The following is a 14,037-nucleotide window of genomic DNA, read 5'->3' on the forward strand; positions in this document are numbered from 1 at the left end:
GCCCGGCCAGCGGGGTGGACGCGGGCAGGCCGGCGGACTCCATCTGCTCCACCGTCATGGCGTGCGCCGCGTGGGCCGCGACCCGGCGCTGGCGGGCCGGGGTGCCGCCGTCACGCAGGAGGCGTTCCACGGAGGCCAGCTCCGCGGCGCACCCCAGCCGTTCGGCCACCGGGGCCAGGCGCTCCAACTCGGCGCGCAGGTGCTCGGTCACCAGCATCTCGTCCCCGGCGGCGTTGAGGATGATGATGGCGTCCAGCCCGTAGCGGGCGGCGCGCCACTTGTTCTCCTGCACGTGCCACGGGGCCATGGTGGGGGCGGTGCCGCCGGGCGGACCACCGAACGGGGCGGAATGGTGATGGCATTGGAGCTCATGGTCGGGTCTAACGGTGGGCGATGCCGTGGTGACCCCCCAAAGCGGCAAAGCCACTGTAGGCCCGCCCCGCCGGCCAAGCCGGGGCTTCGGCGAGGTCTCGTGACGCCGGATGACGCCATCGGTGCTGCACCGGATGGGAGGCGCCCGGTTGTGACCTGACATGACGGTTCGTGCCGTCTTAATGGCCACCCGGGGATGTCCGCGACCACACTCGACCTGCCGATCTCGCCGCGAGATGCCAGCTCCCGACGAATCCTGGTTCGGTGAAGGACTCTTTGCGAAGGACGTTCCATGACTACTCAACCCAGTCCCGCACCGTCTGGGGTATCCCGCCCGGGGCGGTCGGTCGCGTTCTTTGTGCTCGCGGCCGGATTCGTCGCGGCGCTGTTGCCGGTCTTCCACTGGTCCCTGGGCGCCGCGGCGACCGCGATGACCTACCTGATCGGCACGGCCGCGCTCATCACCGTGGGCATCATCGCCGTCTACCTCAGCGGGCGCACCGCCGAGGGGACCGTTGAAGCGGAAGGGGCCGGCCAGTGAACATGCTCATCGGTTACGGGGCCATCGCGCTGTTTTTGGCAGTGGTCGTGGTCGTGCTGGAACGCACCCGCGTCCGCTCGTCCGGTTTCAGCGACTACACCACCGGGGGCCGCTCGTTCGGCCCGTGGTTCCAGACGATGTCCTTCCTCAACACCTGGCTGGCCGGGTCCGTGTTTATCTCCTTCGCCGGGATGGTCGCCGGTGGCGGCATCATCGGTTACTACCTGGTGTTCTACTCACTGCTGGCCCTGGCGTTGATGTTCTTTATGGCCAAGCCCGTCCACGTCTGGGGCAAGCGGTTCGACCTGCGGACCCAGGCCGAACTGCTCGGCTTCCGCTACAACTCCCGCGCCGTGCGCCGCACCGCCGGGCTGATCGCCCTGGTGGCCGCGTTCCCGTGGATCGTGCTGGGCATGCAGTCATTGGGCCTGGTGTTCGTGCACTTGGGTTTCGGGGCGACCCCGGCCGTCGTGGCGATCATCCTGAGCATCCTGGTGCTGTCCTTCCGTCAGATCTGGACGGTGCGGATGGGCATGCGTGGGGTCGTCATCTCGGACATGGTCCAGGGCATCGTGGCCTACGGGGTTGGACTGGTGGTCATTGTCGGCCTGCTGGTGTACCTGCTGGTCCATGGCTATGGGTTCGACGCCGTGCCGGAGGGTTACTACCTGCTGCCGGGCCCGGGCAGCGAGGCCGGCCCGCTGTACTTCTTCTCGCTGGTGTTCGTGGGTGCGATCGGGGGTTGGTGCTGGCCGGACGTGTTCGTGCGCCTGTTCACCGCGCGCAGCACCGCGGCCATCCAGAAATCCACGGTGTTGTCCGCGCCGATCCTGATGGCGTTCTCCACGGGCCTGTGCACCGTGGCGCTGCTGGCCGCGTCCTTCCCCGGCGTGGCCGAGGACCCGAACTCGGTGTGGTTCACCGTCGCGGCCGTCGGCGGTCCGGTGCTGGTGGCTCTGGCCGGGGTGATCGTGCTGGCCGCGACCATGGGAAATATCGATGCGCTCATCCAGGCCTCCAGCGCCCAGCTCTCCAATGACTTCACCCGCACGGTGCCGGACGCGCAGAGCCAGGGCGAGACCCGGATGGCAAAGATCGGCACCGTCATCATCACCGTGGCCGCAGCCGTCTGCGCGCTGATCTGGCTCGAGGCCCCGGCCCTATACATGCTGGCCATCGTCTCCTACGCCGGGATCGTGCAGTTGGGCCCGACCCTGTACTTCGGGTTGTTCTGGAAGCGCGGCAACGCCGTGGCCGCCGTGGCCTCGATGCTGGCCGGCATCGGCACGGCCGGGGTACTGCAGGTCATCTACCCGACCTCCGTGCCCTGGCTCGGTGGGGTGACCTCCGGCGTCGCCGGGCTGCTGGTCAACACCGCGGTGTACATCGCGTGCGCCTACCTGGTTCCGACCGGCACCGAGGAACGACGCCGGGTCGACGCGTTGTTCGCGCCGCTGGCCACCGCCGCCCACCGGCAGGCTCAGGATGTCGAACCAGTGCCCGGCCAGGAACTGGATCCCGTGCGTTCCTAACCTCTGGCTCATTGCGGCTCCCAACAAGACCGCATACGCCCCCGGCGCCTTGTGGGCCAAGATGTTCGGCGTCGACCGGCCGAACGAACGCCACCCCGCTACACGCTATCGCGGAGCGTTTGCCGAACCCGTGGAGGACCTCGCCAAGTTGAGTCCCGCATAGTGGTGTAACGCCCGGTGGTCGGGCACGTCGTCTCAGAGGTGGACGCGGCCACCGTGTGATCCTTCGAGTGAACCTCTCACAGCACCCTCGAGTGGACACCGACACCGCCCTCACCCTCGGCCTCAGCGCCTGACCCCGTGAAGGATCAGACCACTACACCACCACAAGGGGCTTGACCCCGGGATCGAACAGGTTCACTTGGATGTCTCTGTGATCTCGCGTTTTCAATTTCGGCACGAGCATTGACCCTTGATGTTGTGGTGGCTGATGGGGCTTGCATTTCTATAGCAGTGGTCTTTGCCCGTGACTTCGACCAGCCGGGAGCAATCGAGATGATCGCGGCATGACGGCGATCCGTCTTAAACGCCAATGGAGGAGGGGCATACTGGTCAGCCGGCTGAGCCTGTTCGGGTCTTGGCTAGGTTAAAGTTCCTGGCGCAGCGACGTGCTTGCGCTCGAAGACGGCCCGGCGTCCCAACTGGTCCATCTCAGGCAAGCAGGTGCTTGGTGAAGGCCAGGTGCGTGATGGACTCCGGGTCGGCGTCCAGGTCGAAGCCGGCTTGGTATCCGGTGGCCAGGTACAAGTGTTTTGCCTCGGGCTGTCGGGGGCCGGTGGTCAGGTATAGCCTCCGGTAGCCGTTGCGGATCGCCTCTGCTTCCAGGTGGGTGAGGACGAATCGGGCCAGGCCCCGCCGGCGATGCTCCTGGTGGGTCCAGATTCGCTTCAGCTCCGCGGTGTGCCGGTCATATTGTCGGTAGGCCCCACCGGCCACTGACTGCCCGCGCTCCTGGACGATGAGCAGCGCGCCGTGCGGGGCTGCGAACTCCTCGGCTGGGTAGCGGCGCATTTCCTCGCTGGCCCCGCCGTACATCGAACCGTAGCGGGTGTCGTACTCGATCGTCAGTCCCTCGATCAGCGGGGTGACGCGCGGGTCGTCCATGGGCAACCGCAGAACGATCCACTCCGCGACGTCGGCGGGGCCGATGCGCGCGGCCGCGGTCGGGTGGCCCGGGGAGACGGGCACCACGTCTGGTGGCGGACCGGGGGACAACGAGGTCGCCGGCTGGGGCGAGACCGGGGCGGTGGGGTGGTTCATGGCATCATCCGACACTGCTGTGGGCCATGGCGATGCGGGCGATCATCTCATCCTCGGGAAGGTCCGGCACCTCGAGGGCATCTTCGGTCGAAGGCCGTTCCGGTTCCCCGGCCAGGGCGGTCAGGATGGTGCGGGCCAGGGCGTCCGTGTCCCGGAAGGGTGCGGCGTTGCTCCGCGGCCGGGCGAAGGCGCCTTGCCCCCAGCCGGTGGTGCCGGCGCCGACCGCGAACAACCGGTCGGCCGGCACCTGGCCGGAGGTCACGACCCGTTGGTCTGGGTCGACCAGCATCTTGCCGGAGCCTGCCGGGTCCTCGACCGCGATCCCGTCGGCCTTGAGCTGCCGGAGCAGGGGTTCAGTGGCCGTGGTCAGGGTCGCTGCCGGCAGCCGCGCCTCGACGAGCGCACGAGCACTGATCCTGACGGGGGACTGGGAGGAGGCAGCGGTGAAGACCCCGCGCTGCTCGTCGGTGCCCACTTCCAGGCCCGGCCCGAGGAACCGCACCAGGCCGGTCTCGTGCAGGGCGAGCAGTTCGCGCAGGCGGTGGGCCGGTGGCCCGGAGTCCACGAAGCTGAAGAAGCCGTGCCACCATCCGGAGACGATGCTGCGTGATTCCGGGGTCAAGGCCCCCAGCGGCAGCACTCGGCCGAGTTCCATGTAGACGCCGAGCACGCCGAGGAACAGTCCCAGGGTCTCTGAGTTCTGGCCACTGTCGCGCAGGTCCAGGTCCCGGGAGATGTATCCGGTGATGGCGCGCTGGACCTCGTCCATCCCGGAGAACTGCCGGTCGTGGAACGGCCGGTTCACGTCCTCGAATTCCAGGCGGTCCGCATGGTCTGGGACGGCGCCGGCGACCAGGGCGCGGCGGGAATCGGAGTACCAGTCCGTGGCCGCGAACCGTTCGGAGAAATCCGTCCACGGGAGGCGGACGCGCTCCGGGTGGCCGGTGACCAGTTCACGGTAGTAGGCGTAGGCCATGTCCTTGGCCATGAGCGGCCAGAGGTGTGTGGCGAAGTCGAGCAGACCGTGCTCGTCGCGCAGGGCGTCCACCGCTGCCCGGGTCAGGAACCGCGGCGGTTCTGCGGGCAGACCCTTCAGTCCGCCGCGGATCTTGGAGTGGTAGGGCACGCCGCGGCGGGAGCCCACCCAGAGCCGCGGTTCAAGGCCCGAGGGTCGGTACAGCAACCGGCCGTCGGGCCGTTCGTGGAAGGATCCTCCGCGGCCTTCCATGACCAGCACCATCAGGTCGATGAACGCCAAGCCCATACCGGCGACGATGACATCCTCTCCCGGTTGCAGCACCGCCAGGTCGACGTCGTTGGTGTAGGCCGGCGGGACATGGACCACGCCGTGGGCGGCGTGCGCTGCAGCGAAGCAGGCGAAGCGCGCGGACTCCTCCGGCGGGGTGGACTCGGTGTGCCCGACGGCCACGACGACGGCATCGGCGCCCAGTTCGGTACCTCCGGCCAACTGGACCCGCCAGCGGTCGGTGCCCTCGCGGTGGATGCCGACCGCGGTGTCCTGGTGCACCGTGAGGCAGAGGTGATCGCCGAGGCGGGCGACCGTGCGCTGGAAGAACCATTCCAGGTACACGCTGTGGAGCCGGCGCGTCGGGAAGTCTTGCGGGCCCAGCTCCTGCAACTGGTGGCGCAGATCCTCGTCCAGGGGTGGAACGTCGGCCAACCGGCCGTCCAGCACGGCGTCGCGCCACTCGGTCAGGGACGGCCCGTCCTGCGCGGGGCCGGCGCACTCCACGGAGTCGTCCGTGAACAGGGTGACGTCCTGAGCCATGGAGTTCAGCTTGAGAAGCGGGCTCTGTTCGCGCCGCCAGATTCGCCCGGAACCGGGACTGAAGGGCTCGACCAGGTGGACGTGCACCGGCCCCGGGGCGAGCAGGGGCGCGTTGGCGGCCAGGCGTTCGAGCAGCATGGCGGCCCGCGGCCCACCACCGACCAGGACCAGGTCCCGGCCGGCGGTGCCGTATGCGGTGCCTGTCATATGTGCCATGCGGTGTCCTCCGTGATCGGTGCGGCGGCCCCCAGCGTAGAAACAGGCCGCCGGCTCGGCGAGGGCGACGGTTAAGACACGTCAAGCTGCGTCGCAATCCCGGCCCACGCGGCCGGAATGACACAGGGCGACACACAGCGCCGCGGATGCGTCGTCCGATGACCTCCGGTGACACCGGACGACGGCATCGGACGTGGATTGCGCCGCGCGTCGTCCCGGTGGATCCGCCCCGGTGCCGTTCATAGCGTGTCGGTCACACGCACCGTCGGTGGCCTTCCGACGGCCGTCAGACGCCGGAAGGGAGTCCAGCATGGCGACGACGCCGAACACCGAGGTACGGCCGGCGCCACCGGGCGCGGGGAGCAGCACCGGTCCCGCCGGCACGCCGTCGGCCGCCACACCCGGTGGCCTGGCCGACAGCGCAGCCCAGGACCATCCCGACGCCGAGCCGCGCCCCGGGGATGGGCGTCCCCCGGGCGCGGGGGCGAGGGAACCGGCGACGGACTATTCGGACTACCCGGTCCAGGCGGCCCGGCACCCGGGCCGCTGGGTCGGGACCGTGATCGTCGGACTGTTGGTGGCCGCCATCATGTGGTCGCTGTTCACCAACCCGCGCTGGGAGTGGGACGTGGTGGCCCAGTGGTTCACCGCCGAGTCGGTGATCCGCGGGCTGGGGGAGACGCTGAAGCTCACCGCGATCGCCGGCATCCTGGGCTTCGTCCTCGGGTTCCTACTCGCCTTGATGCGGTTGTCCTCCTCACCACTGTTGGCCTCGGTGTCCTGGACGTTCTCTTGGATCTTCCGCTCAACCCCGCTGCTGGTGCAGCTGCTGCTTTGGTACAACCTCGGCTACCTCTACGACAAGATCAGCCTCGGCATCCCGTTCACCGACGTCCGGTTCTTCGAGGCCAGCACCACCTCGCTGATCAGCCAGTTCGCGGCCGCCATCCTCGGCCTGACGCTGAACCAGGCCGCGTACTCGGCGGAGATCATTCGCGGTGGCATCCTGTCCGTGGACCAGGGCCAATTGGAGGCCGCGTCCGCGCTGGGCCTTCCCGCATGGCGGCGCAGCACCAGGATCGTGCTGCCCCAGGCGATGCGTTCGATCCTGCCGACGGCGTTCAACGAGATCATCGGCCTGGTGAAGGGCACTTCGGTGGTCTACGTCCTGGCCTACTCCGAGCTGTTCTACACCGTGCAGGTGATCTACAACCGCACCCAGCAGGTGCTGCCCCTGCTGCTGGTGGCGACCCTCTGGTACATCGTCATCACCTCGGTGTTGAGCGTGGCCCAGTACTACATCGAGCGGCACTACTCGAAGGGTGCCCTGCGCACCCTGCCCCTGACACCCCTGCAGAAGCTCCGGCGGTTCCTCGCCGTTCGTTCCGCGAACCTGTCCGTGACCAGAAAGGGCGACCGATGACCACCGCGTCGATTACTGAGCCCACCCGCGGCCTCATCCAGATCCGTGACGTGCACAAGTCCTTCGGTGCGAACGAGGTCCTGAGGGGCATCACCCTGACCGTGGAACCCGGTGAGGTGGTGGCCGTCCTCGGTCCGTCGGGCTCCGGGAAGTCCACCCTGCTGCGCACCATCAACCACCTGGAACGGGTCGACCGCGGCACCATTGCCGTAGACGGCGAGCTCATCGGCTACCGGCCCCGCAAGGGCAGGCTCCACGAGTTACGCGAGCATGAGGTGCTGGCCCAACGCACCCAGATCGGCATGGTCTTCCAGTCCTTCAACCTCTTCCCGCACTTGACCGCCCTGGAGAACGTCACCGAGGCGCCCATCCACGCCCAGCGCCGCGACAAGGCCTCGGTCCAGGACCGGGCCGTCGAGCTCCTGGCGCGTGTGGGGCTGGCGGACAAGATCCACGCCTACCCCCGCCAGCTCTCCGGCGGGCAGCAGCAGCGGGTCGCCATCGCCCGGGCGCTGGCCCTGGATCCGAAGATCGTGCTGTTCGACGAGCCAACCTCGGCCCTGGACCCCGAACTGGTCAACGAGGTGCTGGACGTCATCCGTGACCTGGCCGAGTCCGGGACGACCCTGGTGATCGTCACCCACGAGATGACCTTCGCCCGCGACGTGGCCGACCGCGTCGTGTTCATGGACCAGGGGGTCATCGTCGAGGAGGGAACCCCGGCCGAGATCTTCGGCGCACCCCGCCACGAACGGACTCGGGCCTTCCTCTCCAAGGTCCTCGAGCCGGCCTACGACATCTGAGCCACCGTCTCCACCCGCATCGACAGAACCAGGACTCCACCATGAACGTCACCGACCGCCGCATCGCGGCGACCCGCCCCGTCCCGCCCCGCCGCCCTTCGCCCCGCCTCGCGGTCATGGCGGCCGCCGCCGTCGGGTTGCTGGCTCTGGCCGGTTGCTCCGACCCGGTCACGGGACAGGCCGGCGCCGCGACGTCCGCGACCGAGGCCGAGGCCAGCCCCGGGGCGCTGACGGGGGCCAACGGCATCGTCTACGACGCCAGCCCTGAACAGCAGGGCCGCATCCGCGCCGAGGAGGACCCCGAGCTGGCCGCCCTCGTGCCGCAGGACATCGCCGCGGACGGCAAGCTCACGATCGGCTCCACCGGGGGTTCGGTCCCTTTGTCCTTCCACGCCACGGACGACCGGACCGTGGTCGGGACGGAGATCGACATCGCCCAGTTGGTGGCCGATAAGCTCGGGCTGGAATTGGAGCTGCAGACCACGTCGTGGGAGAACTGGCCCCTGAAGACCGAGGCGGGGGAGTACGAGGCGGTGTTCTCCAACGTCGGGATCAACGGCGAACGGGTGCAGAAGTTCGACTTCGCTCCCTACCGGGCGGCCTACATGGGCTTCGAGGCGAAGACGGAGTCCGACCTCGCGGTCGACGGGGCCGAAGACATCTCCGGCCTGAGGGTCGCCGTGGGTTCGGGCACCAACCAGGAGAAGATCCTGCTGGCCTGGAACGAGGAGCTCGAGGCGGAGGGCAAGACCCCGGCCGAGCTGCAGTACTACTCCTCGGAGGCGGACACCATCCTGGCCCTGTCCTCCGGGCGCATCGACCTGAACTTCGCCCCGTATCCGAGCACCGTCTACCGGGAGAACACCCGGGACGATCTGAAGGTTGTCGGCAAGGTCAACGCCGGCTGGCCCTCCGAGACCCTCGTCGCGGCCACGACCCTGCGCGGCAGCGGCCTGGCCGAACCGATCAGCGCGGCCATCGACTCCGCCATCGAGGACGGCAGCTACGCCGAGGTCCTGGACCGCTGGGGATTGGGCGAAGAGGCCGTGCCAGAGTCCGAGGTTGTCACCGCCGAGACCTTCCAGGCTTCCTGATGCGATTCCAGGTCCTGGACATCATCCCGCACCAGCGCAACCCCCTCACCGGACAGATGGTCTCCACCGCCGAACGGCTCGAGCAGGTCATCGAGACCGCCCTCCGGGCCGAGGCGCTAGGTTATGAAGCTTTCGCGGTGGGCGAGCGGCACGCGGGGGAGTTCATCTCTTCCTCCCCGACCACGGTGCTGGCGGCCATCGCGGCGGCGACCTCCAGCATCCGCCTGCAGTCGGGGGTGACCGTGCTGTCGGTGCTGGACCCGGTGCGGGTCGCCGAGGACTACGCCACCATCGACCAGCTCTCCCGGGGCCGGCTGGAGTTGACCATCGGCAAGGGCAACGAGGTGCTGCAGTACCCGCTGTTCGGCCTGGACCTGGACGACCAGTGGGACCTGTTGGCCGAGAAGTACGCGCTGCTGCGCCGGCTCTGGGATGAGGAGGACGTCACCTGGTCCGGCCGGTTCCGCGCCCCGCTGACCGAGCCCACCACGACGACGCCACGCCCCTTCGCGGGGACCCCGCGGGTCTGGCACGGTTCGGCGACGTCCCTGGCCTCGGCGGAGCTGGCCGGCCGGTGGGGGGACCCGTTGTTCACCGCGAACGCCATCCAGCCCCGGGAGAACTATCGGGTGCTGATCGAGCACTACGTGCGCAGCTACGACGAGGCCGGCCACGATCCGCGGCACCGGTACATCGGCTCCGGGTCCGGGGCAGGCGGGGTGTTCATCGCGGACACCACGTCCGAGGCCAAGCGCCGCTTCGGCCCGGTCTACGAGGCGCTGACGGCCAGCCGGGACGTGCCGGGCAACAACACGCCCTTCCGGGACATCGACCATGCCGTCTCGCACGGCCCGGCGCTGGTGGGCAGCCCCGAGGACGTGGCCCGGAAGATCCTGGACTACCACGTGGCGTACGGACACGACCTGCAGTCCATCTCCCTGCCGACGACGTTGCCCTTCGCCGATCAGCTGGAGGTCCTCGAGCGTTTCGCCACCGAGGTCATCCCGCTCGTGCGGGACGCGGCGCCCACCACCCTGTGGGGTCCGGAGGATCCCTACGGCGCCAGGACCGAGGGCGTGGCACCGACCAGCACGGCCCATCCCGGCCCATCGACCAGCACTGATCACCCGGTGGAACCCGTGCCCGCCGGATGGAGGACACCATGACCCGCAGCACCCGATTCACCAATAACACCCCACCCCGCGGTGGTCGCGGCATCCTGGCCCTGGAGGTCGACGGTGACGGCGCCCACCCGGCCGCGTGGCGCGTCACCGGCCGGGACCCCGCGGAGGTCCTGACCGGGCCGCGTACCGTGCGCGTGGTCCAGGACGCCGAGATCGCCGGCTTCCACGCCGTGACCTTCGACGACGGCCGGCTGGCTCCCACGCACGGCCCAGCCGCGCGTCTGGATGCGGTGCAGCGAGCGGCCCACGCCGCGCCGGCGACCCGGGCGATCGGCCTGGTCCCGGTCGTGGACGCCGTCTACACCGAACCGTTCCACGTGGCCACCCAACTGGCGTCCCTGGACTACGTCTCCTCAGGCCGGGCCGGGTGGATCGTATCCGCCCGCGGGTTGGCCAAGGAGGGGTCCGCCGTCGGGAGGGATGCGCTGCCAGAAGCGGAGTTGGGTGGTGAGGCGGCAGACGTCGTGGCCGCGAACCGCCGACTCTGGGACACGTGGGAGGACGACGCGGTCATCCGGGACCGGTGCACCGGGCGGTACATCGACCGGGACAAGGTCCACTACGCCGACGTGCAGGCAAAGCGGTTCTCGGTGAAGGGCCCGTCGATCATCCCGCGTCCACTGCAGGGCCAGCTGCCCGTATGGGCGCCGACACAGTTCCTGGACCGCTCCGGGGTCGGCGACGGCCTGCGCTTGGACGCCGTCCACGGGGCCGACGCCGTGCTGGTCTCCGCCGCCGACCCCGAGGCCCTGTTGTCCGCGGCGACCGCCCGGTCCGCTGGAGGCCTGGACGCAGACACGGTCGTGGCGGAACTGACGGTGGTGCTCGACGCGCGGGGGCAGAGCGGCGCGGCCCGTTGGGCCGAGCTCGAGGCGTGGGAGGCCGCCACCGGTGGCCCGGCACTGTTCGCTGGGACCGCTACGGAACTGACCGACTACCTCGCCGAACTGTTCACCGTAGCCGGCGGGGTGCGAATCCACCCGGCGGTCCTGGACGTCGATGCCGCCGAGCTGGGGCACCTGGTGCTTCCGGAACTGCGCCGGGCCGGGCTGCTGGCCCCCGTGGGGCCCGGCCGCACCTTCCGTCAGACCCTGGGCCTGGCCCGCCCGGCGAGCCGCTTTGCCACCGCCTGACGGGCCGAGCGCCCGACCGCCTGAACGGCCCGACGAGACCGGACGTCCGAGAAGACCAGGAGACCTTCAGATGTCAGACCACAATGCATCCACCACCCCCAGTCGGCCGAGGCACCAACTCCAGTTCGGTGTCTTCTTCCAGGGGGTGAACTCCTCCACTGTCTGGAACGTCCCCGAGGCCGGTTCGCAAACGGATTTCGAGTCCTTCCGGCGCTTGGCCCAGACCGCCGAGCAGGGCCTGTTCGCCGCCTTCTTCCTCGGGGAGGGACTGCGGCTGCGCGAACACCTGGGCCACCTGCACGACCTCGATGTGGTCGGCCGGCCCGACGCCCAGACCATGCTCGCGGCCCTGGCGCAGGTCACCACGAAGATTGGGCTGGTGGCCACGCAGAACACCACCTACAACGACCCGGCGGATTTGGCTCACCGGTTGCACTCCCTGGACCTCATTTCCGGGGGGAGGGCGGCCTGGAACATCGTCACCACGGACAACGCCTGGACCGGGGCAAACTTCCGCCGCGGTGGCTACCTGGACCACGCCGACCGGTACACCCACGCCGAGGCCTTCGTGCGCACCGCCAAGCGCATCTGGGCCTCCTGGGGCGCGAAGGCCATCGCTGCCGACGGCACGGCACCGCAGTGGCTGGACACGGACGGGATCGAACCGGTCCATCACGAGGGCCAGCACTACACGGTGGACTACACCTCCCGACTGCCGCGCAGCCCCCAGGGCCGGCCGGTGCTCTTCCAAGCGGGTGACTCACCCACCGGCCGGGACTTCGCCGCCCGCCAGGCCGATGTCATCTTCTCAGCCCACAACGCCCTCGACGATGCCCTGGCCTTCCGGAGGGACATCACCGAGCGCACCGTGAGGGCCGGGCGGCCGGCCGGCGCGGTGAAGATCATGCCCGGCACCGAGTTCGTACTCGCCCCGACCGTCCGGGAGGCGCAGGAGAAGCTGGAGTGGGTACGCAGTCATCAGGTCGGCCCGCAGCAGGCGATCGCCTACCTCGAGCAGTTCTGGGGCCGGCCCCTGGACGGGGTCGATCCCGAGGGCCCGTTGCCGGAGATTGCCCCGGCCGTGGATGAGACCGACGTGACCCGGGGCAGCGGATTTCAGGGCGCGAAGGCCGCAGAGCTGACCGGCGCGTGGCGGCGTGAGGCCGCGGAGAAGGGCCAGAACATCCTGCAGTTCGTCCGTGAACGTTCCTCCCGGGGTGCCGCCCGGACGTTCTCCGGCTCTTACGCCGAGGTGGCCGACCGGTTGGCCGAGTACGCCCGGCTCGGTGCCGTGGACGGGTTCAACATCACCCCGTGGCTGATCCCCTCCGGGCTCGACGACATCGTCAACCACCTTGTCCCCGCACTGCAGGACCGAGGTGTGTACCCGACCGAGTACGCCGGGGACACCCTGCGCGAGCACCTGGGCCTGGACTGGCCCGAGGGCGAGGGCTCTGACGCAGGAGCTGCGGACGGCACGGGCGACTCGTGCGCCGCCATCGGGACCCGCGCAGCCCACCGAGACCACGACACCGGCCGGCCGGCCTTGCCGGCCACCACCTGAGAGGACCCCCAGCATGACCACCACCCTCCGCACCGTCCCGCGGCCCCGGAACCGCCACCGGAGTCTCACCGCGCTCACCGCCACCGGGCTGGCCGCACTGCTCGGGTTGACCGCCTGCTCCGATCCCGGTAGCAGCGCCGCCACCGGTGCCGCCGAGGTCGATATCGGCAGCGGCACCACGGTGGACCTGTCCCCGGACCGCGAACGCCCCGGGGCCACGGCGTCCGAGGAGGCGGCTGCCTTGGTCCCGGAAGCGGTGTCCGCCGATGGCAGGCTCACCGTCGCCACCGTCCCCTACTCGGCTCCGCTCTCGGTCTACGCCACGGACAATGCGACGCCCGTCGGCAGCGATCCGGACATCGCCTCCGCCCTCGCCGACTCCCTCGGCTTGGAGCTGGAGCTAGTCCCCGTCGCCTGGGAGGACTGGCCCCTGGGCCTGGAGTCCGGCAAGTACGAGGCCGTCATCTCCAACGTCACGGTGACGGACGAGCGCAAGCAGAAGTACGACATGGCCAGTTACCGCGAGGACAAGCTCGGGTTCTACGTAACCTCGGACTCGGACATCCAACAGATCACCGAGGCGAAGGACGTGGCGGGTCTGAGGGTCATCGTGGGGTCCGGCACCAACCAGGAGAAAGTTCTGATGGCGTGGGATCGGCAGAACCGAAAGGCCGGACTGGATCCGGTGGACCTGCAGTACTACGAGGACGACTCCGCCGCCGGCCTCGCGCTGCAGGCCGGCCGGGCCGACGCCACCTTCGGTCCCAACTCGACCGGTGCCTACAAGGCCGCCCAGACGGGACAGACCCGGCTGGTCGGACTGGTGGCCGGCGGCTGGCCCGACACTGCGCACATCTCGGTGGCCGTGCAGAAGGGCACGGGGCTGGGTGAGGCCGCCCAGTCAGGACTGGACCACTTGATTGAAACCGGAGTGTACGGGCAGATCCTCCAGCAGTGGGGTCTGGCCGAGGAGGGAATCGACGCCTCCGCGCTGAACCCACCCGGACTGAAGGACTGAGCGGCCGGTGGGCGGACCGGCCGACACCTCCCGGCCCCGTCACAACCTGTCACAAACCCGGTCCCGACGCCGGCCGCAGCGGCCGACGCGACCGTCCGGCCCGAAGAT

Annotated in this window: 11 protein-coding genes and 1 pseudogene; 9 read left to right on the forward strand and 3 right to left on the reverse strand. The window is 69.5% G+C overall.

The window, feature by feature from the left end; genetic code table 11:
- Window positions 1-325 (reverse strand): annotated as a pseudogene (locus Q0283_RS12250) (carboxylate--amine ligase); the annotation flags it as partial.
- Between the two features lie 339 nt (window positions 326-664).
- On the opposite strand from Q0283_RS12250, the gene Q0283_RS12255 reads away from it, so the two are divergent.
- Together Q0283_RS12255 and Q0283_RS12260 are read left to right on the forward strand one after the other, a co-directional pair.
- Entirely contained in the window at window positions 665-913 is a 249-nt protein-coding gene (locus tag Q0283_RS12255) for a hypothetical protein (RefSeq protein WP_298044858.1), read from the forward strand.
- Window positions 914-915: 2 nt separating this feature from the next.
- Window positions 916-2,445, forward strand: a complete 1,530-nt coding sequence (locus tag Q0283_RS12260) for a sodium:solute symporter (protein ID WP_298044952.1) — start codon at window positions 916-918, stop codon at window positions 2,443-2,445.
- A gap of 651 nt (window positions 2,446-3,096) precedes the next feature.
- Here the strand turns inward: Q0283_RS12260 and Q0283_RS12265 are convergent.
- A complete protein-coding gene (locus tag Q0283_RS12265; protein ID WP_298044954.1) occupies window positions 3,097-3,549 on the reverse strand; it encodes a GNAT family N-acetyltransferase in 453 nt (150 codons plus the stop codon).
- Window positions 3,550-3,709: 160 nt separating this feature from the next.
- A complete protein-coding gene (locus Q0283_RS12270; protein ID WP_298044860.1) occupies window positions 3,710-5,710 on the reverse strand; it encodes an FAD/NAD(P)-binding domain-containing protein in 2,001 nt (666 codons plus the stop codon).
- Between the two features lie 310 nt (window positions 5,711-6,020).
- Between Q0283_RS12270 and Q0283_RS12275 the strand changes: the two genes are divergently transcribed.
- From Q0283_RS12275 to Q0283_RS12305, 7 genes are all read left to right on the forward strand, one after another.
- On the forward strand, window positions 6,021-7,133 hold the full coding sequence (locus Q0283_RS12275) for an amino acid ABC transporter permease (protein ID WP_298044861.1): 1,113 nt from the start codon (window positions 6,021-6,023) through the stop codon (window positions 7,131-7,133).
- Complete coding sequence (locus tag Q0283_RS12280) at window positions 7,130-7,936, forward strand: amino acid ABC transporter ATP-binding protein (RefSeq protein ID WP_298044863.1); 807 nt, start codon at window positions 7,130-7,132, stop codon at window positions 7,934-7,936. Before Q0283_RS12275 ends, Q0283_RS12280 begins: the two co-directional genes overlap by 4 nt.
- 116 nt (window positions 7,937-8,052) lie before the next feature.
- Window positions 8,053-9,030 (forward strand): ABC transporter substrate-binding protein, encoded by a 978-nt coding sequence (locus Q0283_RS12285; protein WP_298044956.1) that lies wholly within the window; start codon window positions 8,053-8,055, stop codon window positions 9,028-9,030.
- The gene (locus Q0283_RS12290; protein ID WP_298044864.1) at window positions 9,030-10,196 is read left to right on the forward strand and encodes an LLM class flavin-dependent oxidoreductase; all 1,167 of its coding nucleotides are present in this window, start codon (window positions 9,030-9,032) and stop codon (window positions 10,194-10,196) included. The genes Q0283_RS12285 and Q0283_RS12290 overlap by 1 nt, the downstream gene beginning before the upstream one ends.
- On the forward strand, window positions 10,193-11,347 hold the full coding sequence (locus Q0283_RS12295; RefSeq protein ID WP_298044866.1) for an LLM class flavin-dependent oxidoreductase: 1,155 nt from the start codon (window positions 10,193-10,195) through the stop codon (window positions 11,345-11,347). The genes Q0283_RS12290 and Q0283_RS12295 overlap by 4 nt, the downstream gene beginning before the upstream one ends.
- 70 nt (window positions 11,348-11,417) lie before the next feature.
- Window positions 11,418-12,911 (forward strand): NtaA/DmoA family FMN-dependent monooxygenase, encoded by a 1,494-nt coding sequence (locus Q0283_RS12300; RefSeq protein ID WP_298044868.1) that lies wholly within the window; start codon window positions 11,418-11,420, stop codon window positions 12,909-12,911.
- Window positions 12,912-12,924: 13 nt separating this feature from the next.
- Window positions 12,925-13,929, forward strand: a complete 1,005-nt coding sequence (locus tag Q0283_RS12305; protein WP_298044869.1) for an ABC transporter substrate-binding protein — start codon at window positions 12,925-12,927, stop codon at window positions 13,927-13,929.
- The last annotated feature ends 108 nt before the right edge of the window (window positions 13,930-14,037 follow it).

This window comes from uncultured Citricoccus sp., from assembly GCF_937871995.1.
Lineage (GTDB): Bacteria > Actinomycetota > Actinomycetes > Actinomycetales > Micrococcaceae > Citricoccus.

What these genes read in the sequence shown, in the direction of transcription:
- Q0283_RS12255 (WP_298044858.1), top strand. Translation starts at nt 665, where the DNA reads ATGACTACTCAACCCAGTCCCGCACCGTCTGGGGTATCCCGCCCGGGG.
- Q0283_RS12260 (WP_298044952.1), top strand. Translation starts at nt 916, where the DNA reads ATGCTCATCGGTTACGGGGCCATCGCGCTGTTTTTGGCAGTGGTCGTG.
- Q0283_RS12265 (WP_298044954.1), bottom strand. Translation starts at nt 3,549, where the DNA reads ATGGACGACCCGCGCGTCACCCCGCTGATCGAGGGACTGACGATCGAG.
- Q0283_RS12270 (WP_298044860.1), bottom strand. Translation starts at nt 5,710, where the DNA reads ATGGCACATATGACAGGCACCGCATACGGCACCGCCGGCCGGGACCTG.
- Q0283_RS12275 (WP_298044861.1), top strand. Translation starts at nt 6,021, where the DNA reads ATGGCGACGACGCCGAACACCGAGGTACGGCCGGCGCCACCGGGCGCG.
- Q0283_RS12280 (WP_298044863.1), top strand. Translation starts at nt 7,130, where the DNA reads ATGACCACCGCGTCGATTACTGAGCCCACCCGCGGCCTCATCCAGATC.
- Q0283_RS12285 (WP_298044956.1), top strand. Translation starts at nt 8,053, where the DNA reads ATGGCGGCCGCCGCCGTCGGGTTGCTGGCTCTGGCCGGTTGCTCCGAC.
- Q0283_RS12290 (WP_298044864.1), top strand. Translation starts at nt 9,030, where the DNA reads ATGCGATTCCAGGTCCTGGACATCATCCCGCACCAGCGCAACCCCCTC.
- Q0283_RS12295 (WP_298044866.1), top strand. Translation starts at nt 10,193, where the DNA reads ATGACCCGCAGCACCCGATTCACCAATAACACCCCACCCCGCGGTGGT.
- Q0283_RS12300 (WP_298044868.1), top strand. Translation starts at nt 11,418, where the DNA reads ATGTCAGACCACAATGCATCCACCACCCCCAGTCGGCCGAGGCACCAA.
- Q0283_RS12305 (WP_298044869.1), top strand. Translation starts at nt 12,925, where the DNA reads ATGACCACCACCCTCCGCACCGTCCCGCGGCCCCGGAACCGCCACCGG.